Below are 25774 nucleotides of genomic sequence, written 5' to 3'. Positions count from 1 at the left end.
CCATAGTGGGTAGAATCGTAGCAATTGCCAACCAGAAGGGTGGCGTAGGAAAAACAACAACTTGCATTAATTTAGCAGCATCAATGGCGGCAACAAAACGCAAGATATTGGTTGTTGACCTCGATCCTCAAGGTAATGCCACTATGGCGAGCGGTGTCGACAAGTATCAAGTTGAAGCAACAGCTTACGATTTGTTGGTTGAAGACACCCCATTTGATGAGGTGGTTTGCCGGAGTACATCTGGCAATTATGACCTCATCGCCGCGAACGGTGATGTTACTGCGGCAGAAATCAAGCTGATGGAAGTGTTTGCTCGTGAAGTTCGTTTAAAAAATGCACTCGAACCCATTCGCAATAACTATGATTTCATCTTTATTGATTGCCCGCCCTCATTAAACCTTCTTACAATCAACGCGATGGCTGCGGCCGACTCCGTATTGGTTCCTATGCAATGTGAATACTTTGCTTTGGAAGGTTTGACTGCATTGATGGATACCATCAGTAAGCTAGCGGCTGTTGTAAACGAGAACCTGAAGATCGAAGGTCTTCTGCGTACTATGTACGATCCTCGCAACCGCTTATCGAACGAAGTATCTGATCAACTCAAAAAACACTTTGGTAGCAAAGTCTACCGAACTGTGATCCCTAGAAATGTGCGTCTGGCAGAAGCCCCGAGTCACGGCAAGCCAGCAATGTACTACGACAAATATTCCGCAGGAGCTAAGGCTTACCTTGCTCTTGCTGGCGAAATGTTGCGTCGTGAAGAAGTCCCAGTATAGGTCCAACCAAAGGAATTCGCTCAATGTCTAAGCGTGGTTTAGGAAAAGGGCTAGATGCATTGCTTGCAACTAGCTCATTGGCTCGTGAAAAACAGCAAGTTGCTTCTCATAGTCAGGCGTTGTCGGCTGATGGTGAGCTTATTGAACTGGCTGTTGGTTGCTTGAAGCCTGGTGTATATCAACCGCGTAAGGATATTGCGCCTGAAGCGCTAGAAGAGCTGGCAGCATCAATTCAATCTCAAGGCATTATCCAACCGATCGTAGTTCGCCCATTGGCGCACGACCAGTTCGAGATTATTGCTGGTGAACGTCGTTGGAGAGCGGCTCGTCAAGCTGGCCTTAAACAAGTGCCATGTTTGGTCAAGAGAGTCGAAGACAAAGCCGCTATCGCGATGGCGTTGATTGAGAATATTCAGCGTGAAGATCTGAATGTTATCGAAGAAGCACAAGCGCTAGAGCGACTACAGAACGAATTTGAGCTGACACACCAACAAGTCGCTGATGTAATCGGTAAATCGAGAGCTACGGTGAGTAACTTATTACGTCTAAATCAGCTCGAAAATGAAGTAAAAGGTTTAGTTTCCAATAAACAACTGGAAATGGGGCATGCTCGAGCACTGCTTGCGCTTGAAGGTGATACCCAGGTTGAAGCAGCAAACACTGCGGCAACCAAAAAAATGACCGTGCGTCAAACTGAGCAACTTGTCAAAAAGTGCTTAAAACCAGACGTTGAAGGTGAATCGAAGCCTGAAGACACAGAAGCTATCGAACTTTCACGAAGACTCACGGAAAAATTGCAAGCAAACGTTTCAGTTACTCGTTCTGTTAGCGGTAAGTCAAAAGTGACAATTACTCTTGATGAGCCTCACAAATTAGAGCAACTTATTGCTAAACTAGAGTACTAAATGAGATAATTGATTTAGGTCAATTATGTAATAAACAAGTAATTTCGTACAAAAGTTGTAGGTTTGTATGCAAAAATGTAAATGATTGCTGCATTGTTATTGCAATCAATTTGGCTGAACGTATAATTTTCGCCAATTTCTCAGCACGCTTTTAAGCGAGTAGTAAAGAAGGCTTAAAAGAGGAACGAATACATGGTAGCGGCGTTAGCAAGACCAGGACGAGTGCTTGCAAAGCAAATGTTATTGATCGAGCTTAGCGCGGTTATATTAGTGGCGATAGGGTTAGGTTTAGCTGTTAATCCTGATTGGGGTTTTGCTGCATTAATCGGTGGCGGTATTTTTGTCATCGCAAATGCAGTTTTTTGTGTGTGTGCTTTCCTATTTAGTGGAGCTCGCGCAACTAAGTTAGTTGCGGCGTCGTTCTATGCAGGCGAAGCGCTAAAAATCCTTATCACAGTTCTACTATTCTCTATTGTCTACATGTATATGCAGGTGGAATTAGTTCCCCTCAAACTGACCTATTTACTGGTTCTAGGTATTAATATCTTTGCGCCAGTGCTTTTCATTAACAATAAAAAATAGGATGAGTTATGGCTGCGCCAACAGCATCCGGATACATTGAGCACCACTTACAAAACCTTTCTTTAGCTAAGTTTGGTCTTGTAGAGGAGACAAGTTTCTGGAACGTACATATAGACAGTCTGTTTTTTTCGGTGTTGACAGGGATGTTATTCCTTTGGGTTTTTCGCTCAGTCGCTAAGAAAGCAACAGTAGGTGTACCTGGTAAGCTTCAGTGTTTTGTTGAAATGGTAGTTGAATTCGTTGATGGCAACGTTAAAGACACTTTCCATGGCCGCAACCCTCTGATTGCTCCATTAGCACTGACTATATTCTGCTGGATTATTTTAATGAACTTGATGGACTTAGTGCCTATCGATTTCTTACCATATCCTGCGGAGCATTGGCTAGGTATCCCTTATTTGAAAGTGGTTCCTTCAGCTGATGTTAATATAACCATGTCAATGGCCTTAGGTGTTTTTGCTCTGATGATCTACTACAGCATCAAAGTAAAAGGCTTAGGTGGATTCGCCAAAGAACTTGCTTTACATCCATTTAATCACCCAATCATGATCCCGTTTAACCTACTGATTGAAGTGGTATCGCTACTCGCGAAGCCTCTATCACTTGGTATGCGTCTATTCGGTAACATGTTCGCAGGTGAGGTTGTATTCATTCTTTGTGCGGCAATGCTACCGTGGTATTTACAATGGGTAGGCTCTCTACCTTGGGCTATCTTCCATATCTTGGTTATTTTGATTCAAGCATTTGTTTTCATGATGTTAACAATTGTTTATTTATCAATGGCCCATGAAGATGGCGATCACTAAAAATTTTTAAGTTTTATTCTAACTATTAATGTTAATCGGAGAACGTAAATGGAAACTGTACTAAGTTTTTCAGCAATCGCTGTTGCTATTATTGTTGGTCTTTGTGCCGTAGGTACTGCAATTGGTTTTGCTATTCTTGGTGGTAAATTCCTAGAAGGCGCTGCGCGTCAACCTGAAATGGCTCCAATGCTACAAGTTAAGATGTTCATCATCGCTGGTCTACTGGATGCTGTTCCAATGATCGGTATCGTAATCGCACTACTATTCACGTTTGCTAACCCATTTGTTGGTCAACTAGCAGGCTAATTAACTGTTAATTAGTTAATTAAATTTTTGTAGTTGATTCTTAACGAGGGGTAGCTGTTGTGAATATGAACGCAACTCTGTTAGGTCAAGCAATTGCTTTTTCTATGTTTGTTTGGTTCTGCATGAAATATGTATGGCCACCAATCATGCAAGCAATTGAAGAGCGTCAGAAAAAAATTGCTGACGGTCTAGTAGCCGCTGAACGCGCTGCTAAAAACTTGGATCTAGCACAAGCCAACGCTTCTGACCAATTGAAAGAAGCGAAGCGCACCGCAACTGAGGTTATTGAACAGGCAAATAAACGCAAGGCTCAAATTATTGATGAAGCTCGCGAAGAGGCTCAGGCAGAACGCCAGAAAATCTTAGCGCAAGCGGAAGCCGAAATTGAAGCTGAGCGCACACGTGCCCGTGATGACCTGCGCAAACAAGTCGCAACTCTGGCAATTGCTGGTGCTGAGAAAATCCTTGAGCGTACAATCGATAAAGATGTACACGATGATCTTCTTAACAACATTACTGCAAAACTTTAAAGCAAGGGGCTGTATATGTCTGATTTGACTACAATCGCACGCCCCTATGCTAAAGCAGCGTTTGACTTTGCGGTAGAGAAAGGTGAGCTAGACCAATGGGGTCAGATGCTTACTTTTGCTGCCGAAGTGGCACAAAATGATGATGTTCACAATTTCTTAAGCAGCTCTCAAACTGCTGAAAAATTAGCTGAAGTATTCATTGTAATTTGTGGCGAACAATTTGATGAATTCGGCCAGAACTTGATAAAAGTAATGGCAGAGAATGGCCGCTTAATGGCTTTTCCTGATGTTTGCAAAGAGTTCTTATTGCTCAAACAAGAGCACGAGAAAGAGATCGACGTTGAAGTCACTTCAGCGGTTGAACTTTCTAAAGAACAACGCGCAGAGATCAGCAGCAAATTGGAACAGCGCTTAGCGCGCAAAGTTCAGCTGAATTGCAGTATAGATGAGACTCTACTTAGTGGAGTTATTATTCGAGCCGGAGACCTAGTCATCGATAACTCAGCGCGCAGTCGTTTAGACCGCCTGAGCGATGCATTGCAGTCTTAATGGGGATTGGAGCATGCAACTTAATTCCACTGAAATTAGCGATCTAATTAAACAACGTATTGAATCTTTCGACGTTGTTAGTGAAGCTCGCAATGAAGGTACTATCGTTTCGGTAAGCGATGGCATCCTTAGCATTCACGGCCTAGCGGACGTGATGCAAGGTGAAATGATTGAACTACCGGGTGGCCGTTACGCGCTAGCACTTAACTTGAACCGTGATTCGGTTGGTGCTGTTGTAATGGGCCCATATGCTGACCTACAGGAAGGCATGAAAGTTACAGGTACGGGTCGTATTCTCGAAGTACCAGTAGGTCCTGAAATGCTTGGTCGTGTGGTAAACACGCTAGGTGAGCCAATTGATGGTAAAGGTCCTATTGATGCGAAATTGACTTCGCCTGTAGAAATTATCGCACCAGGTGTAATCGACCGTAAATCGGTAGATCAACCTGTTCAAACTGGTTACAAGTCAGTTGACTCAATGATCCCTATCGGTCGTGGTCAGCGTGAACTTATTATCGGTGACCGTCAGACTGGTAAAACAGCAATGGCGATCGATGCGATTATTAACCAAAAAAATTCTGGTATTTTCTCTATCTACGTTGCAATCGGCCAAAAAGCGTCGACTATCGCTAACGTAGTTCGCAAACTAGAAGAGCACGGCGCACTAGCAAACACTGTTGTTGTTGTTGCATCGGCTTCTGAATCTGCAGCGCTGCAATACCTTGCACCGTATGCTGGTTGTGCGATGGGTGAATACTTCCGTGATCGCGGTGAAGATGCACTGATTGTTTATGATGATCTATCTAAGCAAGCTGTCGCTTACCGTCAGATCTCACTACTGCTTAAGCGTCCACCAGGTCGTGAAGCGTTCCCTGGTGATGTTTTCTACCTTCACTCTCGTCTACTAGAGCGTGCTGCTCGTGTAAGCGAACACTACGTAGAAGAATTCACTAAAGGCGAAGTGAAAGGCAAGACGGGTTCTTTAACTGCTCTTCCTATCATCGAAACGCAAGCTGGTGACGTATCTGCATTCGTACCGACGAACGTAATCTCGATTACCGATGGTCAGATCTTCCTACAAACTGAGCTATTCAACGCGGGCGTACGTCCAGCTGTTGACCCTGGTATCTCAGTTTCTCGTGTAGGTGGTTCGGCGCAGACTAAAATCATCAAGAAGCTATCTGGCGGTATCCGTACTGCTCTAGCTCAATACCGTGAACTTGCAGCATTTGCTCAGTTCTCTTCGGATCTTGATGAAGCGACTAAGAAGCAGCTAGACCATGGTCAAAAAGTTACAGAACTGATGAAGCAGAAGCAATACGCTCCTATGTCTGTATTTGACCAAGCTCTAGTAATCTTCGCTGCAGAGCGTGGATACCTTCAAGACGTTGAACTTTCTAAAGTTCTAGACTTTGAAGCTGCTTTACTGTCGTTTGCTCGTGGTCAATATGCCGATCTAGCAACACAGATCGACACAACGGGTGCTTTCAATCAAGAAATCGAAGCTGAGCTGAAGAAGCTTGTTGACGATTTCAAGGCAACCCAGACCTGGTAATTGGTAGGTGGTCTTAGGGCCACCTCATACCATTAACGGAGAGTAACGATGGCCGGCGCAAAAGAGATACGTAATAAAATCGGTAGTGTTAAAAGCACACAGAAGATTACGAAAGCAATGGAAATGGTAGCAGCTTCAAAAATGCGTCGTTCTCAAGACGCAATGGAAGCTACTCGTCCATATGCAGAAACAATGCGTAAAGTGATCGGTCATTTGGCTAATGGTAGCCTCGAGTATAAGCATCCTTATCTTGAGGAACGTGAAGCCAAACGTGTTGGTTACATCATCGTTTCTACAGACCGTGGTCTTTGTGGTGGTTTGAACATTAACTTGTTCAAAAAAGCCATGAACGACATGAAAGATTGGTCTGAGAAAGGTGCTGACGTTGAACTTGCAATTGTAGGTTCAAAAGCGACAGCATTTTTCAACAACAGCGGTGCGAAAGTAGCAGCTCAAGTTTCTGGTCTGGGCGATCGCCCAAGCCTTGAAGACTTGATTGGCTCTGTAAGCGTTATGCTAAAGAAATATGATGAAGGCGAATTGGATCGCCTGTTCGTAGTGTTCAACAAGTTTGAAAACACTATGGTACAAGAACCAACGATCGATCAATTACTTCCTTTGCCTAAATCAGACAGCGAAGACATGAAACGCGATCATGCTTGGGACTACATTTATGAGCCTGAGCCAAAACCACTACTAGATGCACTACTGGTTCGCTACGTCGAATCTCAAGTATATCAAGGTGTGGTCGAGAACCTTGCTTGTGAGCAAGCGGCTCGAATGATTGCTATGAAATCAGCAACAGATAACGCTGGTGACATTATTGATGACTTAGAACTTGTGTACAACAAAGCGCGTCAAGCGGCAATTACACAAGAACTTTCTGAGATCGTTTCAGGCGCAGCTGCGGTTTAAGCTTAGGTAAAACTAAATAGTTAGAGGATTAACGATGGCTACAGGTAAGATCGTACAGATCATCGGTGCGGTAGTCGACGTAGAGTTCCCACAGGGTGAAGTACCTCGTGTATACGACGCTCTGAATGTTAATGAAGTACAAGAACGTCTAGTTCTTGAAGTTCAGCAACAACTTGGCGGTGGCGTAGTTCGCGCAATCGTAATGGGTAGCTCTGATGGTTTACGTCGTGGTTTGACAGTTGAAAATACTGGCGCTCCAATCTCAGTACCAGTAGGTACTAAGACATTGGGTCGTATCATGAATGTCCTAGGTGACGCGATTGATGAGTGTGGCGAGATTGGTGCTGAAGAGCATTACGCCATTCACCGTGAAGCTCCAAGCTACGAAGAGCAGTCTAACGAGACAGCTCTTCTAGAAACTGGTGTTAAAGTAATCGACTTGATTTGTCCATTCGCTAAGGGTGGTAAAATCGGTCTATTCGGTGGTGCTGGTGTAGGTAAGACCGTTAACATGATGGAACTTATCAACAACATCGCACTTCAACACTCAGGCCTATCTGTATTTGCAGGTGTAGGTGAGCGTACTCGTGAAGGTAACGATTTCTACTTTGAGATGCAGGAAGCAGGTGTTGTAAACATCGAAAAACCTGAAGAATCAAAAGTAGCGATGGTTTACGGTCAGATGAACGAGCCACCAGGTAACCGTCTACGTGTTGCCCTGACTGGCCTAACAATGGCAGAGCGCTTCCGTGACGAAGGTCGTGACGTTCTACTGTTCGTTGATAACATCTACCGTTACACACTAGCAGGTACTGAAGTATCAGCACTTCTAGGTCGTATGCCTTCTGCGGTAGGTTACCAACCTACACTGGCTGAAGAAATGGGTGTTCTACAAGAGCGTATCACGTCAACTAAAGCTGGTTCTATCACGTCTGTACAGGCGGTATACGTACCTGCGGATGACTTGACTGACCCGTCTCCAGCAACAACGTTCGCTCACTTGGATGCAACGGTTGTACTTAACCGTAACATCGCATCTATGGGTCTATACCCTGCGATCGACCCGCTAGATTCTACTTCACGTCAACTGGATCCATTGGTAGTTGGACAAGAGCACTACGACATCGCTCGTGGCGTTCAGTCTACTCTTCAGCGCTATAAAGAGCTGAAAGATATCATTGCTATCCTAGGTATGGACGAGCTATCTGAAGAAGATAAGCAAGTTGTATCTCGTGCTCGTAAGATTGAGAAGTTCCTAACTCAGCCTTACCACGTAGCGGAAGTATTTACAGGTGACCCAGGCATTTACGTACCTCTTAAAGAGACTCTACGTGGCTTCCAAGGTCTTCTATCTGGTGAATACGATGACATTCCAGAGCAAGCGTTCATGTACTGTGGTGCAATTGACGAAGCTATCGAGAATGCTAAGAAGCTATAAGGCTAACTAGGAGGCGATATGGCAGCAATAACCTTTCACCTAGACGTTGTAAGTGCAGAGAAACAAATTTTCTCAGGCCTTGTTGAGACGTTTCAGGTGACCGGTAGTGAGGGTGAACTTGGTATTTTCCATGGTCACTGTCCACTGCTGACCGCTATCAAGCCTGGCATGGTGCGTATTGTTAAGCAGCACGGCCACGAAGAAATCATTTATGTTTCTGGTGGTATGGTAGAAGTTCAGCCTGGTACAGCAACTGTACTGGCTGATACAGCTATCCGTGGTGAAGAGCTAGACGCAGCAAAGGCGGAAGAAGCTAAGCGCAAGGCTGTGGAGAATATCCAAAATCAGCATGGCGACATAGACTTCGCACAAGCGGCCGGTGAACTGGCTAAAGCCATTGCTCAGTTACGAGTTATCGAACTGACAAAACAGCGTCGTTAATCTTTTTAAGATTACAGACTCTGAGATAAAGGCGACCTAAGGGTCGCCTTTTTGCATTTTTAGATTCTCAAAAATGCTTCTTTTACGTATCACTACCGGTTAAATGGTTATTGCGATTTAATTTTTTGCCCAAAAACGGTTACAATATCGGCTTAATAAAAATAACGTTGGATAGGTTTACAATGAAGTTTAGCGCGGTAATTCTCGCGGCGGGCAAAGGCACTCGCATGTATTCAAACACACCAAAGGTTCTGCACACACTTGCGGGTAAGCCAATGGTGAAGCATGTTATCGATACATGTAATGGTCTAGGCGCTCAAAACATCAACCTGGTTTACGGCCACGGTGGTGATCAGATGAAGGCTACCTTAGCTGAAGAATCTGTAAACTGGGCACTGCAAGCTGAACAGCTCGGCACAGGTCACGCTGTGGATCAAGCATCTGCACATTTCGCTGATGATGAAAAAGTATTGGTGCTCTACGGTGATGTTCCACTAATCTCACCTGAAACCATTGAAAACCTATTAGACGCTCAACCAAACGGTGGCATCGCGCTACTTACTGTCGTGTTAGACAACCCGATGGGCTACGGACGTATTATTCGTCGTAATGGCCCTGTTGTGGCTATCGTTGAACAGAAAGATGCAACGGATGAGCAGAAGCTTATCAAAGAGATCAATACCGGCGTTATGGTGGCGACTGGTGGCGATCTGAAGCGCTGGTTGTCAGGTCTAAGCAACGACAACGCACAGGGTGAATATTACCTGACTGACGTTATCGCTGCGGCTCACGACGAAGGTCGTGCAGTTGAAGCGGTACACCCAGTAAGCCCAATTGAAGTGGAAGGCGTTAACGATCGTTCGCAACTGGCTCGCCTAGAGCGCGCTTACCAAGCTACGCAAGCCGATAAGCTATTGAAGCAAGGCGTGATGCTACGCGACCCTAGCCGCTTTGATCTACGCGGTGATCTGCAGTGCGGTATGGATGTCGAGATCGATACTAACGTTATCATTGAAGGCAGTGTCAGCATTGGTGATAATGTGGTTATTGGTACGGGATGTGTATTGAAAGACTGTGAGATTGACGACAACACCATCGTTCGTCCATACAGCGTTATTGAAGGGGCAACGGTGGGGGAAGACTGTACCGTTGGTCCATTCACTCGCCTACGCCCTGGTGCAGACATGCGTAACGATTCGCACGTTGGTAACTTTGTTGAAGTGAAGAACACTCGCCTTGGTGAAGGTTCTAAAGCGAATCACCTAACGTACTTGGGCGATGCTGAAATTGGTCAGCGTGTAAACGTAGGGGCGGGTGCAATTACTTGTAATTATGATGGTGCGAATAAGTTTAAGACCATCATTGGCGACGACGTATTCGTTGGTTCAGACAGCCAATTAATAGCGCCTGTTACGATTGGTAATGGTGCGACGGTTGGTGCTGGCTCTACCGTAACACGCGATGTTTCTGAAAATGAGCTAGTTATCAGCCGTGCGAAAGAACGTAAGATTGCTGACTGGCAGCGTCCGACTAAGAAAAAGTAGTCTCTTAATAAATAAGATGATTTAAATGAAAGTCAGTAGTACCGCTACTGGCTTTTTCTTATTTATCTAGATATAAAAAAAGAGCGAGTAATCTCGCTCTTTTTTGTTTTCGTTAACTTAGAAACTAGTCTTGTTTCTCGTCAGCGACTACTCGAGAGTTGTCAGGTGTCGCGAAGTGTTCAGAAAGCTCTTTGTTCGAAACAATATAGCCAACCCACAACGCACCCAAACAGATCACAACGGCAATACCCGTCGCGCTTAGTGCTTGGCTAGCCATTGCCGCGACCAATGCACTTGATAGGCCACTGATACTGATTTGCAGGCTGTTTTGTAGACCAGCAGCTGTTGCTGGGCTTTGTTTAGCGCTTGATAGAGCACGGTTTACTACGATTGGGTAAAGTGCGCCGTTTGCGACAGCAATCAAACAGAAAGGCGCAAGTAGAGGCCAGATTGACGTCAGTTCCCACTGTGATGCGATAAAGATAAGCATCGCCGCTACACTGAACAAACCGATAAGGTTTCTTAGTACAACGCCATCGCCATATTTCTTCACTGCTTGCTTACCGAAGTAACCACCCGCCATGAACGCGATTGTTTGTGGGATAAAGCTCAAACCGATGTCTTTTGCTTCATAACCTAGCTGAGCCATGATCTCAGGCATACCCGTTAGGTAAGCGAAGAACGCTGCCGATGCTGATGCAAACATTAAAACATTACCCATGTAAGGCTTTGATTTAAGCAACATCTTGATGTCTGTCTTAATCGATGTTTGTTTTACTTCGGGCGCTTCTTTTGGTTGAGCCATTGTTGTTGCCACTAGCAATGCACCCATCAAGGTCAACGTGATGAAGATACTATGCCAGCCAAAGTTATCCGCCAGTAACACACCTAGCTGAGGTGCTAGTGCAGGAGATAGCGCAACCAAAGGCATGATGGTTGCAAAAATTTGCTGGCTACTGCTTTGTGAGTAACGCTTGATTACCATTGCTTGCCAGATTACCGCTGGAGCACATACACCGATCGCTTGAATGAAGCGTAGTGTCAGTAGGTGCCATACCTCGGTGCTGAATGCTAAGCCGAATGAAGCCGCAGTAAAGATAACAAGACCAACCGCCAACGTATTACGGTGACCATACTTGTCACTCGCTAGGCCCCAAAGAAGCTGACCCATTGCCATACCGCCAAGGAATACCGTTAGAGACAGAGCAATTTGCTCTGGGCCGGTTGCGAAATCAACTTCCATTGCCTTAAATGCAGGAAGGTACATATCGGTCGCAATAAAGCCAAGCATTGAAAGAACTGCAAGGTAGACCAATTGAAATTTAGAAATATTCATAAGATGCCATTAAGCTAAAGGTAGTGATGTTTTTATCATCAAAAAAATTGTTTGATATACAGAAGTGAAAGCCCCTGTTTATTTATGCTGACATTCTATTTTTCGAACCTGATAAAATAAAACGCTAAAATATGTTGTTATCAATCAAAAAATTTGAAGGCTTATGTTCTCTAAATCCTCTTTAGAAATGCTCGATACGGTAGCTCGCTTAGGCAGTTTTACTGCGGCGGCAGAACAATTGCACAAAGTACCATCGGCGATCAGTTATGGTGTCAGACAGGTCGAACAAGAACTGGATGTGCTGCTTTTCAGACGTTTACCGAGAAAGGTTGAGCTGACACCGGCAGGTGAATTGTTCATTGAAGAGGCACGTGCGTTACTGAGACAGATGGAAGAGGTCAGTGCCCAGACTCGCCGAGCAGCGCGTGGCTGGAAGAAAACCTTACGCCTAACGCTCGATAACGTGGTTAAGCTCGACAAAATGAAGCCGATGATTGAAGAGTTCTACCAAACCTTTGAGTTTGCAGAGCTTCAGATCAACATGGAGGTGTTTAATGGCTCTTGGGAGGCGATTGCACAGGGCAGAGCGGATATTGTGATTGGTGCGACCTCGGCGATTCCGGTCGGCGGCGACTTTGAGGTTAAAGATATGGGACGCCTAGATTGGGCGTTTGTGATGTCGCCAAGCCACCCGTGTGTGCGCGAACAGAACCTCAATGAAGAGTTTGTTAGTCAGTATCCCGCAATATGTTTGGACGATACCTCTAGTGTGCTCCCTAAGCGACACACAGGCCATTACTCAAATCAAAGACGCCTATTGTTACCTAACTGGTATAGCGCCATAGAGTGTCTTAAGAATGGAGTTGGGGTGGGTTATATGCCGAGGCACATTGCCGCGCCAATTATCGAGCAAGGCTTGCTGGTGGAAAAAATACTGCCTGAACCGAGCCCGCAGAGTCATTGTTGTTTGGTCTGGCGAAAAGACGATAACCATAAACTGATCGAATGGATGGTGAAGTACCTAGGATCGAGTGAGCAACTTCACCAAGATTGGTTGGATCATCGCAAGGCGATCTAATGATCTGTTTACAAGAAGATCCTTTTCAAGCTTAAGCTGAATCAGCATCAATAAAAAGAGCGAGTAAAAACTCGCTCTTTTGGGTTTGATAGTTTAATTCTTAAGACAAGAAGAACTTGTAGGAAGGGTTATCGGTTTCATCTTTACACTGATAACCAAGCTCTCGTAAATGTGTTGAGAACTGAGCTAAATCATCATCGCCAAGTTCGAAGCCACACAATACGCGACCATAATCGGCACCGTGGTTACGATAGTTGAACAGGCTGATGTTCCAGTGGGTACCTAAGGTATCAAGGAACTTAATCAAGGCTCCTGGGTATTCAGGAAACTCGAAGCTGTATAGGCGCTCTTTCAATGGTTTTGATGGTTTGCCGCCAATCATATAGCGAATGTGTAGTTTTGCCATCTCATCATCAGAAAGGTCGACGACTGGATATCCGCCCTCACGTAGGTCATTGATGATGTGCTCAAGTTCTTCCTGACCACCTTGCAGACGTACACCAACGAAGATATTCGCTAGGCTTTCGTCGTTGTGGCGGTAGTTAAACTCCGTCACCGCTCGGCCGCCAATAATATTGCAGAACTCTAGGAACGCCCCTTGTCGCTCAGGGATAGTCACCGCAAGCAAACCTTCTCGCTTCTCACCTAACTCACAACGTTCAGACACATAACGCAGACCGTGGAAGTTGGTGTTAGCACCAGACAATACCGTTGCTAATTGCTTGTCTTGCAGTTGGTTCTGTTCAGCAAACTTTTTCAAACCAGCCAGAGCAAGCGCTCCTGAAGGTTCAGCAATCGCACGAGTGTCTTCAAAGATGTCTTTCACCGCAGAGCATATCTCATCGCTAGAGACTGCAATGTGACCGTCAATGTACTGTTGGCAAAGACGGAATGTCTCTTCACCAATGCGTTTAACCGCAACACCATCAGCAAACATACTGACCTGATCCAGTACCACAGGTTCACCGGCATCGAGGGCCGCTTTTAAGCAAGACGAATCTTCTGGTTCTACTGCAATGACTTTAATCTCTGGCATCAGCTGTTTTACTAATACAGCAACACCCGCAGCTAAGCCACCACCACCAACCGGCACAAAGATGTAATCCATATGACCATTCTGCTGCAGCATCTCCATACCCATGGTGCCCTGTCCGGCGATCACCAATGGGTGATCGAATGGAGGCACAAAGGTGTAGCCATGTTCAGCGGAAAGGCGTTCTGCTTCAGCTTTAGCTTCATCAAAGTTGCTGCCGTGTAGAACTACGTTACCGCCAAAGCCACGTACCGCATCAACCTTGATGTCTGGTGTGGTTTTTGGCATCACAATCGTGGTTTGAATACCAAGCTTAGAACCGGACAGCGCCATACCTTGAGCATGGTTACCTGCCGATGCTGCAATCACACCTGCGGCTTTCTGTTGCTCTGAAAGGCTTGATACCATGTTGTAGGCACCACGTAGCTTGAACGAGTGGACCGGCTGACGGTCTTCACGCTTTAGCTGAACCTGATTACCAATGCGAGCACTTAAGCGAGGCATCTCTTGCAGAGGTGTCACGATTGCGGCTTCGTAAACTGGCGCTCTCAGGATCTGACGCAGATAATCTGCGCCAGTTTGTTTTTGGGGACTGACCGTGTCATCACTCATAGACTAGCCCTCTAGCTTAGACTTATCACGCACGGCGCCTTTGTCGGCACTGGTCGCCATGCTTGCGTAAGCTTTCAGTGCGAAAGACACTTCACGCTGACGGTTTTCTGGTTTCCAGCCTAGTGCGTCTTGCTTAACACGACGCGCTTCTAGTTCAGCTTCAGGCACATCAAGTGTGATCGAACGGCTAGGGATGTCGATAGTGATGATATCGCCAGTGTTTACTAGACCAATCACACCGCCACTTGCTGCTTCTGGAGAAGCGTGACCGATAGACAGACCCGATGTACCACCCGAGAAACGACCATCTGTTAATAGAGCACAAGACTTGCCTAGACCCATAGATTTTAGGTAAGTGGTTGGGTAAAGCATTTCTTGCATGCCCGGACCACCTTTAGGACCTTCGTAACGAATAACAACCACTTCGCCCGCTTTCACTTTGCCACCTAAGATGCCATCAACAGCACTATCTTGGCTTTCAAATACGATAGCAGGACCTTGGAATTTCAGGTTCTCTTCATCAACACCTGCTGTCTTAACGATACAACCGTCAACGGCGATGTTGCCTGAAAGTACGGCTAGGCCACCTTCTTGGCTGAATGCATTCTCTTTAGTACGGATACAACCTTCTTTACGGTCGTCATCAAGACGATCCCAACGGCAATCTTGTGAGAAGGCTTTGGTGGTACGAATACCTGCTGGGCCCGCGCGGAAGAACTTAAGTACCGCTTCGTCTTCTGTCTGCATGATGTCGTATTGAGCTAGCTGCTCTTGCATGCTTAGGCCAAGTACAGTGCGAGTTTGGTTGTTCAGTAGGCCTGCGCGGTCTAGTTCACCTAGGATAGCCATAACACCACCAGCGCGGTGAACGTCTTCCATGTGGTATTTAGGTGTTGAAGGCGCAACCTTACATAGGTGTGGAACGCGGCGAGACATCTCGTCGATATCACCCATATCAAAGTCGACTTCACCTTCTTGAGCTGCTGCCAATAGGTGAAGAACGGTGTTACTCGAGCCACCCATTGCGATATCTAGAGCCATTGCATTTTCAAAGGCTGCGCGGTTCGCGATGTTACGAGGCAGTGCTGATGCGTCATCTTGCTCGTAGTAACGCTTAGTCAGGTCAACGATACGCTTACCAGCATTGATGAATAGCTCTTCACGGTCAGCGTGCGTTGCTAGCATAGAACCGTTACCAGGCTGAGATAGGCCTAGCGCTTCAGTTAGACAGTTCATTGAGTTAGCCGTGAACATACCTGAACAAGAACCACATGTCGGACACGCAGAACGTTCTACTTGCTCACTTTGCTCATCAGAAATCGTTGGATCGGCACCTTGAATCATTGCATCAACAAGGTCTAACTTGATGATTTGATCGGAAAGCTTGGTTTTACCTGCTTCCATTGGGCCGCCTGATACAAAGATCACTGGGATGTTAAGGCGCATTGCAGCCATCATCATTCCCGGAGTGATTTTGTCACAGTTAGAGATACATACCATCGCATCCGCACAGTGAGCATTCACCATGTACTCTACTGAGTCTGCGATAAGCTCACGTGATGGCAGTGAGTACAGCATGCCACCGTGACCCATTGCGATACCATCATCAACTGCGATGGTGTTGAATTCTTTAGCGATACCGCCCGCTTTCTCGATTTCACCTGCTACCAATTGACCCATATCTTTAAGGTGAACGTGGCCTGGTACGAATTGAGTGAAAGAGTTTACAACTGCGATGATTGGCTTACCGAAGTCATCATCTTTAACGCCAGTTGCACGCCATAAAGCGCGCGCACCAGCCATGTTGCGTCCGTGGGTAGTCGTTGCTGAACGATAGATTGGCATTGCTTAAATCCTTATAAAATATTTGGCTGTTGCTTACTTAGTTGTTTGCGTTTGGTTTTCTGAAGTTTGGTCTGCTGGGTAAACGTAGTCTAACCAGCCCCACTTATCTTCAGTGGTTCCATTGAATAGACCAAAGTAAGCCGCTTGAACTTTTTCAGTGATAGGACCGCGTTTGCCTTCACCTACTGTAATTTTGTCTACGCTGCGAACCGGAACGATTTCCGCCGCTGTGCCTGTCATGAATACTTCATCGGCAAGGTATAGCGCTTCACGAGCAATGTTCTCTTCACGGATCTCATAACCCATGTCTTTTGCTAGTGTCATGATCGAATCACGCGTGATACCCGGCAGAATCGCACTGGTCGCTGGTGGTGTGGATAGCACGCCGTTACGTACCACAAAGATGTTCTCACCAGCCCCTTCAGAAAGGTAACCATCAACACTCAGTGCGATGCCTTCATCGTAACCATGACGGCGAGCTTCGCCACCAACTAATAGTGAAGATAGGTAGTTACCACCGGCTTTTGCTGCGGTTGGGATCGTGTTTGGAGCGGCACGGTTCCAGCTAGAAATCATTGCATCAACGCCGTTTTCTAGTGCTTCTTCGCCTAGGTAAGACCCCCAAGGGAAAGCAGCGATGATCAGTTCCATCTCAGTATTTTCTGGCGGGCAGACACCCAAACCAACGTTACCTACGAAACCTAGAGGGCGGATGTACGCTGACTCTAGCTTATTTTGGCGTAGCGTTTCGCGAGTCGCTTCCATAATTTCTTCCTCAGTGTAAGGAATAGGGAAGCGATAGATTTTTGCTGAGTCTTTTAGGCGCTTAGCATGTTCAGGGTGACGGAAGATAACCGGCCCTTTTGGTGTGTTGTAACAACGAACACCTTCAAACACAGAAGTACCGTAGTGCATTGCGTGAGTCAGGACGTGAACGTTCGCCTCTGCCCAAGGAACCATCTCACCGTTAAACCAAATATAGTCTGCTGTTTTAGCTGTCATGTTTGCGGTTCCTTATGCGTTTATCTTTTGTTGTAAGTTGTTGTTTGGCAGTTCATTACGGCTGATCGAGATAACGTCAACGGTACGTACATCCCACAGCTTTTCGATTTGGTTTACCAAGAACGAGATCGGACGGTCACTGTCTACGATGATCTCAACACTCGCCACTTTGCTTTCGTGGTTTTGAGTGCCCGCAACTTGCTTAACAATGAAGCCACGGTGGCGGATAACACGAAGAACACGCTCTAGTAGTACAGGCTTATCATCGGCTTTGATGTCTAATAGGTATCTTTTCATGTTATGTGTTCTCCAACATCTCACTGTTTGAAGCACCTGGCGGTACTAGTGGCCATACGTTTTCTTCTTCATCGATAAGAACATGAAGTAGGTAAGCGGTTTTGCTCTCTAGCATCTCTTTCAATGCTGGTTCTACTTCTTCTTTACGAGTGATGGTTTTGCCCGGGATATCGAACGCTTTCGCGAGCATCACGAAATCAGGGTTGTCATCTAAGATAGTTTCACTGTGGCGGCCATCAAAGAACAGCGATTGCCATTGGCGAACCATGCCCAAACGAGAGTTATTAAGCAGTACCATCTTCACTGGGATCTGACGACGCTTCAATGTGCCAAGCTCTTGAATGTTCATCATGAACGAGCCGTCACCAGAGATAAGTATAGATTGGTCGTCAGGACGCCCAACCGATGCACCCATTGCAGCTGGCAAGCCAAAGCCCATGGTGCCTAAACCGGCAGAGGTAATGAAGTTCTGTGGATCGCGAGGCTGAATGTGCTGAGCTGCCCACATTTGGTGTTGGCCCACATCAGTCGATACGATAGAGCTTGCTGGCATCATGTCTGACAGTTGCTTCAACAGCAGTGGAGCAAAAACCAGATCACCAGGGTGGTCGTAACGCCATTTGAATGAGCTACGAAGACCTTCAGAGTGATGAACCCAAGAGGAGATGTCTTGGCTTAGCTCTAGTTGAGGCATGATCTTGTTGATGTCACCGCGAATTGGCGCATTGGCAAGACGCAGTTTGCTGAACTCAGCGGCATCGATATCGATATGGATAACCTTAGCATGCGGCGCAAAGGTATCGAGTTTGCCAGTTACTCGGTCATCAAAACGAGCACCGACAACAATCAACAGGTCACTCTCTTGAACCACAAGGTTAGCGGCTTTAGTGCCGTGCATACCCAGCATGCCAAGGTAGTGTGGGTCGTCACGTTCGATAGTGCCCAAGCCTTTCAGTGTGCTTACTGCTGGCATTGGGTTTAGGCGTAAAAACTCACGAACCGCATCGGTTGCTTTAGCAAGTTGAACACCACCACCTACGTATAAAACAGGACGGGTCGCTTGAGACAAAAAGTACTGTGCCTGTTCAATGGCATCAGTTGTCGCAACAGGAATTGCGGGTGGAGTAAATTCAGGAAGAGCGTTAACAGGTGCTTCTGCTAGTTGAACGTCTTTAGCGATATCGACGATAACCGGGCCAGGGCGGCCAGACTTTGCTACCACAAACGCTTCAGCGAGGGTTGGAGCTAGCTCTTCAATATCAGTTACTAGGTAGCTGTGTTTAGTACATGACAGAGACATACCAATCACATCCATTTCTTGGAATGCATCGGTACCAATGTGGGAACTTGCAACCTGACCTGTGATAGCAACCAATGGGATTGAATCCATAAAGGCATCAGCAAGGCCAGTGACTAGGTTGGTTGCACCTGGTCCCGAGGTTGCCATACAAACAGCGACATCTTGTGTTGCTCTAGCCATGCCGATCGCGGCCATAGCGGCGCCTTGCTCATGGCGACATAGGATATGTTCAACCCCGCCGTCATAGAGTGCATCGTAGATTGGCATGATGGCACCACCGGGGTAACCAAATACGGTCTCAATTCCTTGTTGCTTGAGTGCGGATACGACTAGTTCTGCGCCTTTCATCGGAATTCTCCCGTATTACCTTTATTTTGGTAACTGTTTCCTTTGTCTCTGCACATCTTGTGCTCCCATTCTTCCTGTAAATCGGCAAAGCCGAAAATGCTCAAAAATATAAAAATCGAATGTTTAAATTAGAAAAAACCCCCGGACTTGTCAGTGCGGGGGTTTTTTCTAATTCGTGGTTACTTTCTTCCCACTCGCCCCCGCGCAGTCTTAATAATGACTACGATAATCAGGTTAATCAGTGCGTAAATGCGAGCGTTAAAAATCATAATATTCGAGTTTTCTCGTTTATTGTCTTCAGTAAATGTCTACATCTCTAGTGTTATCACACAAATCTGCCGCATGACAAGGGAAATGTCATTCTTTTTTCACATTAAAATACCATTCCACCAAGCTATATAACAACCTTATCGCTTTGGTGAGCAACTAATATCCAGAGCGAATACTTTTAAATCAAAGACAAAGGAAAGTTATGGGACTCGCGATAATTCATAGCCGAGCTAGTGTGGGTGTAGAGGCGCCAGAAGTGACCGTTGAGGTGCATATAAGCAACGGAATGCCTGGCTTCACGCTGGTGGGTCTACCTGAAACAACGGTCAAGGAATCTAAAGACCGAGTGAGAAGCGCGATCATCAATTCTCGCTTTGAGTTTCCATCGAAAAGAATCACGGTCAATCTCGCCCCAGCCGATTTGCCCAAAGAAGGTGGCCGTTTTGACCTGCCCATCGCGCTTGGGATTTTGGTGGCGTCAGATCAGCTTCCGACATCAAAAATAGCTCAACATGAATTTATCGGTGAGTTGGCATTGTCAGGAGAACTTCGCTCGGTAAAGGGCGTTTTGCCTGCGACGTTAGCCGCCGACAGTGTAGAGCGATGCTTAGTTGTCCCACATCATAACGGTGATCAGGCTGCGCTGGTGGGCAAGGGAGCGCATAAATCTGCACAAACCTTGTTGGAGGTTTGTGCTGACATGTGTGGACAGGCTCAGCTTGGGCTATATAGAACGGAACATCATCAGGCTGATGTTTCAGTGCTTCGCGACCTACAAGATATTATCGGCCAACAACAAGGAAAGCGAGCTCTAGAGATAGCCGCTGCTGGGAATCATAACTTATTGTTTCTTGGCCCACCCGGAACCGGAAAAACTATGCTCGCTTCTCGACTGCGTGACCTATTACCTGAAATGAGTGATGACGAAGCGATGGAAACCGCGTCGGTGGCCTCGTTAACGCAACAAGAAATCAATCAATACAACTGGAAGCAACGACCTTTTCGCTCTCCTCACCATTCCAGTTCAATGGCGGCATTAGTGGGTGGTGGTTCGGTGCCTCGCCCCGGAGAGATCTCTTTAGCGCATAACGGCTTATTGTTCTTAGATGAGATGCCGGAGTTTGAGCGCAAGGTGCTTGATTCATTACGAGAGCCACTAGAGTCGGGCGAGATCATTATCTCCCGTGCTGCGGGCAAGACTCGTTTTCCTGCGCGTTTTCAATTGGTCGGTGCACTTAACCCAAGTCCAACGGGTTATTACGAAGGTAACCAGGCGCGCGCCAACCCACAGATCATCCTGCGTTACCTCAATCGCTTATCTGGGCCCTTGCTGGATAGGTTCGATATGTCATTGGAGATACCTCTGTTGCCAAAAGGAATGTTGGCCGAAGGCGGTGATCGCGGTGAAACCACTCAAGTAGTTAAGCAAAGGGTTAGGCAGGCGCGAGAGTTAATGCTATCTCGCAACCATAAATCGAATGCACTGTTAGGTAGCCGAGAAATTGAGAAGTATTGCCCACTGCGACGCGAAGATGCAGAGTTTCTTGAGACAGCACTACATCGCTTGGGTTTATCGATTCGTGCTTATCATCGAATTATTAAGGTGGCACGAACCATTGCCGACCTTGACGGTAACGAGCAGATCGAAAAGAAACATCTATCAGAAGCGCTAGGCTATCGCGCGATGGATCGCTTGCTGAAACAACTCACGGCTCAAGCTGTCTAGCAAGCAGAAAAAGCCTGCTTAGATGCAGGCTTTCGTTGGATTGCAGTTCATACTCGCTAAGGTTAGAACTTGTAGTTCAAGCCAACTGAAACTATATATTGAGACTCGTCGTAGAAGGTAATGTTCGAGTCGCTGGTGCCGTAGCCTGCCAGTGAAATAAACGACCAGTTTTCCCAATCCATGAATTGATCATACTCATAGGCGGCGAATAGGTTGATATTGTCGTCGCTGCGTTTCTTGTCGTAGATCGGGTTGCTCGCATCGTAAGAGCGTTGGTTGTAACCCGCTGTTAGTGCGTACTTGTGACGCCCCATGCCACCAAACAAGCTTACCTCACCACCGAATTGGTCGTAAGATTCAGCTTTACCATCAGCATCACGTGTTTGATAGATGACGGATGGAATAAGCATCATGGTACGACTAAGTGGCAGGCGATATTGACCTTTCAAGTAGAGAGTATTGGCATCTCGTTTGAGCTCTTGATCTTGAATATCATCCTTGTCGACATCTTTGGTCGCATAGGCCATGTCTAGCGAGAAAGCTGAGCCCGCAATGTTGCTTAGCTTCAAACGAAACGCATTGCCAGTTTCATCGGTCTTGGTGCGAGCTGATGTGGTGTTGTATGGATCAGCCCAAGTTTCACCAGACATAATGGTTGGCAGCAGTGAAGCGTCGATCACCATGCCTGACTCAAGTTGGTATTTGTAACCGACTTCGAGAACTACAGTACCTGTTGCTACATCATCTCGCGCGGTACCTGTGTATACCTGATGGTTTAGCTTTTCACCAAAGGTATAAGCAACACTACCTAAAGGAGCAACCAGAAAAGAGCTTTCCGAAGAAGCCTTCTGATCTGTGGATGAAAGATTGCTATCAGCATCGGTATTAAAGTTCGAGGTGGAAGAGGTAACCCCGGTATTGAGAGAGATTTCACCACTGAAACCTTGTTGGTCTGCAAGCTTGGCAAAAGCGGGAGAAGCCGCAACGCTCAATGCCAAGAGAGTTATTTTTATTTTCATTCAAGGGCTCCTTGCCCACCGGTTCTTAGGACGGGTTATTAATAGCAGTAAAGCTTTAAACTTCCAGGTTAATTATTTATCAATAATGATTTTTGAACTAGCAAAAAAAAAGGAAGCCGAAGCTTCCTTTCATCAATGGCTTACTTCTTTAATAAGAAGTTCACGAGCTCGAAGTACTCATCAAGAGAGTTGATACCTTGAGCTTCTACTAGGTAGCGGTTGTTAACCACAACAGCGGGTACACCTGAAAGGCCGCTGTCTTTGAATGCTTTGTCGAAGCGACGAACCATAGAATCTACAGCAAAGCCGTTATACGCAGCATCGAATTTCTTCGCATCAACGCCTTCGTCTAGGAAGATTTGACGCAGTTCTTCTTCATCACGTGGTGGCTTGTTCATTGTGTGGATGCGGTTAAACATCACTGGCACCATTTTATCTTCAACTTTCAGTGCAATCATTGTCGCGTAAGCTTTGCTCATTGGCAGACCCATGTTGCCACCCATGAATGAAACATGGTTCTTCTGTAGCTTAGCGTCTTTAGGTAGCTGTTGTTTTAGCTGCTGGATGATTGGCTCAAAGCTATTACAGTGTGGGCAGTAAAAAGAGAAGAACTCTGTCACCATTGGTTTTTTTGATGCTTCTAGGTCGAGAACTTTGTAGTGTTCACCTTCGTTAAATTTCGCAGCGTGAGCGGTAAGGCTCAACATGATCAATGAGAAAAATGCGAATAGCTTTTTCATTTATCCAATCTCCATTATGTTTGAATTTTTATCTAGTTGTATGTTGCGATTGCTGTTACCACTGAGGCATTAACGAAAGTGGTGGCTCTTGCAGGGTAGCAATTTGCTCTTTACAAGCAAGTACTTGTTGCTCCCAATATTTCGGATCATTAAACCACGGGAAGGCCAGAGGAAACGCAGGATCGTGCCATCGTTTCGCCAACCATGCCATGTAATGCACCATACGTAGACCGCGTAGTGGTTCGATTAGTTTCAGTTGTGCGGTATTAAAATCGCAAAACTCTTGGTAACTCTCTAGCAAAATATCCAGTTGCATCAGCTTATCTTGGCGCTCGCCATTGAGCAGCATCCACAGATCTTGTATCGCAGGGCCGTTACGTGCGTCATCAAGATCGACGAACATTGGCCCATCGCGCCACAAAATATTGCCAGGGTGGCAGTCACCGTGCAGGCGGATATTCTCAATGTTGCTCGGCCACTGGCTCTCTAGCTCTTTGATCAGAAGGTCAACGTCATTGAAGAAGGCATTTTCTAGGTGCGTCGGGATAAACTGAGAGTTCTCTAGAATCTTACGTGGCTGATAAAGGTATTCATCTAAGCTGATGGTCGGGCGATGCTGGAATGTTCTTCCCGCGCTGGCTTTATGAATACGACCAAGAAAGCGTCCTACGCCTTCCAATTGATCTAGATTGTCAACTTCATACTGTCTGCCGCCAACACTTTCAAATAGTGCAAATAGGTAGCCTTGGTATTCATGTAAGGTTGCACCGTTGATTCGCATTGGAGGCGCAACCGGCATCTCTTGTTCGATAAGCTCGAGTGCGAAGTCATGCTCTTCTTGGATCTGTGCCTTGTTCCAGCGTTGTGGACGGTAAAACTTAACGACGTAGCGCTTACGGCCTTCATCGGTGAACTGATAGACACGGTTTTCGTAACTGTTGAGAGCGAGAAGCCCGGATTCAGCGCGAACTCCGATGCTCTCCAGTGCGTACCACATGAAGTCAGGAGTCAGGTTATCAAAGTTAAAGGCTTGCATCGTCATAGAATAAAAAAGGCTCATTACTGAGCCTTTTTCCATTTATTGGGTTGTTATACCAAGCACTACGGTGCGGGTATCAGAGCTTCTTGATAAAGCGGCTTTCGACTTCCATCGTAAACTCTTCATTATCCGAGAGTATAAACTGAATTGTCGAAACTGGTGAGCTCAGTTTTTCTGGGTCGGCGCCCAAACTGATAGGTAGGTTCAAAACCTCGCCTGGATCGACAGTAATCGTCTGTTTACCATACCAGATAGAATCGGGCAGTCCGCTAACATCGAGTTTGTACTCTTGCTCTTGTTGAGTCTTGTTGATCACTTTCAAGGTGTAGGTGTTTTCAACCAACCCTTGGTTATTGACTCTAAACAGTTGGTTTCGGTCACGCAGAACACTTAGGCCGGCAGGATCAACGCTCGCGATTTGGGCGAAGAACAAGCCCAGCATCACGATCAAGATAGCGCCATAGCCCAACAGCTTGGGACGCATTACCTTGGTCGAGTGACCTTCAAGTCTGTGCTCGGTGGTGTAATTGATCAGGCCTTTCTCATAGCCCATACGCTCCATCGTGTTGTCACAGGCATCAATACACGCGCCGCAGTTAATACACTCGTATTGCAGGCCGTCACGGATATCGATACCCGTAGGGCACACTTGTACACACAGATTACAGTCAATACAGTCGCCTAGACTAAGCTCTTTTGGATCGGCTTTACGAGAGCGAGGGCCACGGCTTTCACCACGTTCTGTGTTGTAACCAACGATGAAGGTGTCTTTATCGAACATTGCCGACTGGAAACGCGCGTAAGGACACATGTGCAGACAAACAATTGAACGCATCCAACCCGCATTGGCATAAGTACATCCAGCAAAGAACAGTACCCAAAACACCGGCCAGAAAGACGAGTTAAAGGTAAAGAAGCCAACCACTAACTCTTTGATTGGGATGAAGTAACCAACAAAGGTTAAGCCCGTCGCAATGGCAATCGCCCACCACGCAATGTGTTTGAGGGTTTTTCTGAGGATTAAATTGCTCGTCAGTTTGCCCGAGTCTTGTTTTCTTCGCTTATTGGCAGCGCCTTCTAGCTTCTCTTCGAACCAGATATACATGAAGGTCCAGACGGTTTGTGGGCATAAATAGCCACACCAGACACGGCCTAAGAAGGTGGTTATGAAAAACAGGCCAAACGCGGCAATCATAAATAGGATCGCGAGTAGGGTCAGATCTTGCGGGTATAAGGTGGTGCCAAAGAAGTTGAACTGTTGGCTGCCGATATCGAGCAAGATCGCTTGACGTTCACCAAAGGGAATCCATGGGATAAGCGCAAAAAGTAAAAGTAAGAACCAACCGCCATAGCGACGCAGTTGTTGGAATTTACCTTTGCTTTCTCGAACATAGATTCGGTTACTTGGGTTAAATCGATCTCCATTACCTTTATGTGTTTTCGGGTTAAAGGTTTTAGGAGTCACATCTTTGATATCGATTTTATCCTGACTCATGGACTATCCTTTTTGTGGCTTGTTTGCCCGGTTAAGTCGGGCATGACGACATTACTTGAAAGTATGGTTTAGAGAACCTGTTGAAATTGAGCTTGGTGCATTTGTTGTTATCGCACTCACTCTTATTATTTTAGAAGATTCTTATGGATGGCGATTATAGCGACAATCTTGTTCTCATTTCTTTAACGCTATCAACATTTAACAACAAAAGTCATAACACTTGTGACGAAAAAATAGCGAACAGAAACAAAAAAGCGACCTGGTGGTCTAATGCCGATCAGTTA

The 25774-nt window shown here is 46.2% G+C and carries 24 protein-coding genes; 14 read left to right on the top strand and 10 right to left on the bottom strand.

Going from position 1 to position 25774, the window contains the following annotated elements; translation table 11 throughout:
- Nucleotides 1-5 precede the first annotated feature (5 nt).
- From AB4351_RS18365 to glmU, 12 genes are all read left to right on the top strand, one after another.
- Nucleotides 6-779 (top strand): ParA family protein, encoded by a 774-nt coding sequence (locus AB4351_RS18365; RefSeq protein WP_029235097.1) that lies wholly within the window; start codon nucleotides 6-8, stop codon nucleotides 777-779.
- A 23-nt stretch (nucleotides 780-802) separates the two neighbouring features.
- Entirely contained in the window at nucleotides 803-1684 is an 882-nt protein-coding gene (locus tag AB4351_RS18360) for a ParB/RepB/Spo0J family partition protein (protein WP_017058799.1), read from the top strand.
- Between the two features lie 192 nt (nucleotides 1685-1876).
- Complete coding sequence (locus tag AB4351_RS18355; protein WP_017058798.1) at nucleotides 1877-2266, top strand: F0F1 ATP synthase subunit I; 390 nt, start codon at nucleotides 1877-1879, stop codon at nucleotides 2264-2266.
- An 8-nt stretch (nucleotides 2267-2274) separates the two neighbouring features.
- Nucleotides 2275-3072 carry a F0F1 ATP synthase subunit A gene (gene atpB / locus AB4351_RS18350; protein WP_017058797.1) on the top strand — a complete coding sequence of 266 codons (798 nt, stop codon included), beginning with the start codon at nucleotides 2275-2277 and terminating at the stop codon, nucleotides 3070-3072.
- Nucleotides 3073-3120: 48 nt separating this feature from the next.
- Complete coding sequence (gene atpE / locus AB4351_RS18345) at nucleotides 3121-3378, top strand: F0F1 ATP synthase subunit C (protein ID WP_004411110.1); 258 nt, start codon at nucleotides 3121-3123, stop codon at nucleotides 3376-3378.
- A gap of 59 nt (nucleotides 3379-3437) precedes the next feature.
- Nucleotides 3438-3908 (top strand): F0F1 ATP synthase subunit B, encoded by a 471-nt coding sequence (gene atpF / locus AB4351_RS18340; protein ID WP_032545592.1) that lies wholly within the window; start codon nucleotides 3438-3440, stop codon nucleotides 3906-3908.
- 15 nt (nucleotides 3909-3923) lie between these two features.
- Nucleotides 3924-4457, top strand: coding sequence for a F0F1 ATP synthase subunit delta (gene atpH / locus AB4351_RS18335; RefSeq protein WP_017058795.1), 534 nt, complete (start codon nucleotides 3924-3926; stop codon nucleotides 4455-4457).
- Nucleotides 4458-4470: 13 nt separating this feature from the next.
- A complete protein-coding gene (gene atpA / locus AB4351_RS18330) occupies nucleotides 4471-6012 on the top strand; it encodes a F0F1 ATP synthase subunit alpha (protein WP_372126803.1) in 1542 nt (513 codons plus the stop codon).
- 48 nt (nucleotides 6013-6060) lie between these two features.
- Complete coding sequence (gene atpG, locus AB4351_RS18325; protein WP_017058793.1) at nucleotides 6061-6927, top strand: F0F1 ATP synthase subunit gamma; 867 nt, start codon at nucleotides 6061-6063, stop codon at nucleotides 6925-6927.
- 34 nt (nucleotides 6928-6961) lie between these two features.
- Nucleotides 6962-8365: a F0F1 ATP synthase subunit beta gene (gene atpD / locus AB4351_RS18320; RefSeq protein WP_017058792.1), complete on the top strand. Its 1404-nt coding sequence runs from the start codon at nucleotides 6962-6964 to the stop codon at nucleotides 8363-8365.
- A gap of 18 nt (nucleotides 8366-8383) precedes the next feature.
- Nucleotides 8384-8806 carry a F0F1 ATP synthase subunit epsilon gene (locus tag AB4351_RS18315; protein ID WP_017058791.1) on the top strand — a complete coding sequence of 141 codons (423 nt, stop codon included), beginning with the start codon at nucleotides 8384-8386 and terminating at the stop codon, nucleotides 8804-8806.
- 182 nt (nucleotides 8807-8988) lie between these two features.
- A complete protein-coding gene (gene glmU / locus AB4351_RS18310; protein ID WP_017067696.1) occupies nucleotides 8989-10350 on the top strand; it encodes a bifunctional UDP-N-acetylglucosamine diphosphorylase/glucosamine-1-phosphate N-acetyltransferase GlmU in 1362 nt (453 codons plus the stop codon).
- 124 nt (nucleotides 10351-10474) lie between these two features.
- On the opposite strand, the gene punC is transcribed toward glmU, so the two are convergent.
- Nucleotides 10475-11686 (bottom strand): purine nucleoside transporter PunC, encoded by a 1212-nt coding sequence (punC, locus tag AB4351_RS18305; RefSeq protein WP_050633564.1) that lies wholly within the window; start codon nucleotides 11684-11686, stop codon nucleotides 10475-10477.
- Nucleotides 11687-11849: 163 nt separating this feature from the next.
- On the opposite strand from punC, the gene punR reads away from it, so the two are divergent.
- Complete coding sequence (gene punR / locus AB4351_RS18300) at nucleotides 11850-12764, top strand: DNA-binding transcriptional activator PunR (protein WP_017058788.1); 915 nt, start codon at nucleotides 11850-11852, stop codon at nucleotides 12762-12764.
- A gap of 100 nt (nucleotides 12765-12864) precedes the next feature.
- Here the strand turns inward: punR and ilvA are convergent, their stop codons facing one another.
- From ilvA to ilvG, 5 genes are read right to left on the bottom strand one after another with little or no spacing between them, the layout of a single operon-like run.
- Entirely contained in the window at nucleotides 12865-14409 is a 1545-nt protein-coding gene (ilvA, locus tag AB4351_RS18295) for a threonine ammonia-lyase, biosynthetic (RefSeq protein WP_017063019.1), read from the bottom strand.
- A gap of 3 nt (nucleotides 14410-14412) precedes the next feature.
- Nucleotides 14413-16254 carry a dihydroxy-acid dehydratase gene (ilvD, locus tag AB4351_RS18290; protein ID WP_065584155.1) on the bottom strand — a complete coding sequence of 614 codons (1842 nt, stop codon included), beginning with the start codon at nucleotides 16252-16254 and terminating at the stop codon, nucleotides 14413-14415.
- Nucleotides 16255-16287: 33 nt separating this feature from the next.
- A complete protein-coding gene (locus AB4351_RS18285; RefSeq protein ID WP_017063017.1) occupies nucleotides 16288-17256 on the bottom strand; it encodes a branched-chain amino acid transaminase in 969 nt (322 codons plus the stop codon).
- Nucleotides 17257-17268: 12 nt separating this feature from the next.
- Nucleotides 17269-17553 carry an acetolactate synthase 2 small subunit gene (ilvM, locus tag AB4351_RS18280; RefSeq protein ID WP_017055442.1) on the bottom strand — a complete coding sequence of 95 codons (285 nt, stop codon included), beginning with the start codon at nucleotides 17551-17553 and terminating at the stop codon, nucleotides 17269-17271.
- A 1-nt stretch (nucleotide 17554) separates the two neighbouring features.
- Nucleotides 17555-19201: an acetolactate synthase 2 catalytic subunit gene (gene ilvG, locus AB4351_RS18275; RefSeq protein ID WP_372126801.1), complete on the bottom strand. Its 1647-nt coding sequence runs from the start codon at nucleotides 19199-19201 to the stop codon at nucleotides 17555-17557.
- Between the two features lie 472 nt (nucleotides 19202-19673).
- On the opposite strand from ilvG, the gene AB4351_RS18270 reads away from it, so the two are divergent.
- Entirely contained in the window at nucleotides 19674-21197 is a 1524-nt protein-coding gene (locus AB4351_RS18270; RefSeq protein ID WP_017058783.1) for a YifB family Mg chelatase-like AAA ATPase, read from the top strand.
- Between the two features lie 62 nt (nucleotides 21198-21259).
- Here the strand turns inward: AB4351_RS18270 and AB4351_RS18265 are convergent, their stop codons facing one another.
- The 4 genes from AB4351_RS18265 to ccoG all read right to left on the bottom strand — a co-directional run bounded on the left by AB4351_RS18265 (nucleotide 21260) and on the right by ccoG (nucleotide 25490).
- Nucleotides 21260-22216 (bottom strand): DUF2860 domain-containing protein, encoded by a 957-nt coding sequence (locus AB4351_RS18265; protein ID WP_017066751.1) that lies wholly within the window; start codon nucleotides 22214-22216, stop codon nucleotides 21260-21262.
- Nucleotides 22217-22356: 140 nt separating this feature from the next.
- On the bottom strand, nucleotides 22357-22956 hold the full coding sequence (locus AB4351_RS18260; RefSeq protein ID WP_017063015.1) for a thiol:disulfide interchange protein DsbA/DsbL: 600 nt from the start codon (nucleotides 22954-22956) through the stop codon (nucleotides 22357-22359).
- A gap of 55 nt (nucleotides 22957-23011) precedes the next feature.
- Nucleotides 23012-23998, bottom strand: coding sequence for a serine/threonine protein kinase (locus tag AB4351_RS18255; protein WP_372126813.1), 987 nt, complete (start codon nucleotides 23996-23998; stop codon nucleotides 23012-23014).
- A 73-nt stretch (nucleotides 23999-24071) separates the two neighbouring features.
- On the bottom strand, nucleotides 24072-25490 hold the full coding sequence (ccoG, locus tag AB4351_RS18250; protein ID WP_017063014.1) for a cytochrome c oxidase accessory protein CcoG: 1419 nt from the start codon (nucleotides 25488-25490) through the stop codon (nucleotides 24072-24074).
- Nucleotides 25491-25774: the final 284 nt, after the last annotated feature.

The sequence above is a fragment of the Vibrio sp. 10N.261.51.F11 genome (genome assembly GCF_041471665.1).
GTDB lineage: Bacteria > Pseudomonadota > Gammaproteobacteria > Enterobacterales > Vibrionaceae > Vibrio > Vibrio crassostreae_C.
The sequence above is the reverse complement of the archived record's forward strand: the minus strand, read 5'-3'. Positions and strand labels throughout refer to the sequence as shown.

Coding starts and splice junctions, on each gene's coding strand:
- atpA (WP_372126803.1), top strand. CDS start 4,471: ATGCAACTTAATTCCACTGAAATTAGCGATCTAATTAAACAACGTATT.
- ilvD (WP_065584155.1), bottom strand. CDS start 16,254: ATGCCAATCTATCGTTCAGCAACGACTACCCACGGACGCAACATGGCT.
- ilvM (WP_017055442.1), bottom strand. CDS start 17,553: ATGAAAAGATACCTATTAGACATCAAAGCCGATGATAAGCCTGTACTA.
- glmU (WP_017067696.1), top strand. CDS start 8,989: ATGAAGTTTAGCGCGGTAATTCTCGCGGCGGGCAAAGGCACTCGCATG.
- ilvG (WP_372126801.1), bottom strand. CDS start 19,201: ATGAAAGGCGCAGAACTAGTCGTATCCGCACTCAAGCAACAAGGAATT.
- punR (WP_017058788.1), top strand. CDS start 11,850: ATGTTCTCTAAATCCTCTTTAGAAATGCTCGATACGGTAGCTCGCTTA.
- AB4351_RS18355 (WP_017058798.1), top strand. CDS start 1,877: ATGGTAGCGGCGTTAGCAAGACCAGGACGAGTGCTTGCAAAGCAAATG.
- AB4351_RS18260 (WP_017063015.1), bottom strand. CDS start 22,956: ATGAAAAAGCTATTCGCATTTTTCTCATTGATCATGTTGAGCCTTACC.
- atpD (WP_017058792.1), top strand. CDS start 6,962: ATGGCTACAGGTAAGATCGTACAGATCATCGGTGCGGTAGTCGACGTA.
- AB4351_RS18265 (WP_017066751.1), bottom strand. CDS start 22,216: ATGAAAATAAAAATAACTCTCTTGGCATTGAGCGTTGCGGCTTCTCCC.
- AB4351_RS18360 (WP_017058799.1), top strand. CDS start 803: ATGTCTAAGCGTGGTTTAGGAAAAGGGCTAGATGCATTGCTTGCAACT.
- atpG (WP_017058793.1), top strand. CDS start 6,061: ATGGCCGGCGCAAAAGAGATACGTAATAAAATCGGTAGTGTTAAAAGC.
- atpB (WP_017058797.1), top strand. CDS start 2,275: ATGGCTGCGCCAACAGCATCCGGATACATTGAGCACCACTTACAAAAC.
- AB4351_RS18255 (WP_372126813.1), bottom strand. CDS start 23,998: ATGACGATGCAAGCCTTTAACTTTGATAACCTGACTCCTGACTTCATG.
- atpE (WP_004411110.1), top strand. CDS start 3,121: ATGGAAACTGTACTAAGTTTTTCAGCAATCGCTGTTGCTATTATTGTT.
- atpH (WP_017058795.1), top strand. CDS start 3,924: ATGTCTGATTTGACTACAATCGCACGCCCCTATGCTAAAGCAGCGTTT.
- ilvA (WP_017063019.1), bottom strand. CDS start 14,409: ATGAGTGATGACACGGTCAGTCCCCAAAAACAAACTGGCGCAGATTAT.
- punC (WP_050633564.1), bottom strand. CDS start 11,686: ATGAATATTTCTAAATTTCAATTGGTCTACCTTGCAGTTCTTTCAATG.
- AB4351_RS18285 (WP_017063017.1), bottom strand. CDS start 17,256: ATGACAGCTAAAACAGCAGACTATATTTGGTTTAACGGTGAGATGGTT.
- ccoG (WP_017063014.1), bottom strand. CDS start 25,490: ATGAGTCAGGATAAAATCGATATCAAAGATGTGACTCCTAAAACCTTT.
- AB4351_RS18315 (WP_017058791.1), top strand. CDS start 8,384: ATGGCAGCAATAACCTTTCACCTAGACGTTGTAAGTGCAGAGAAACAA.
- AB4351_RS18270 (WP_017058783.1), top strand. CDS start 19,674: ATGGGACTCGCGATAATTCATAGCCGAGCTAGTGTGGGTGTAGAGGCG.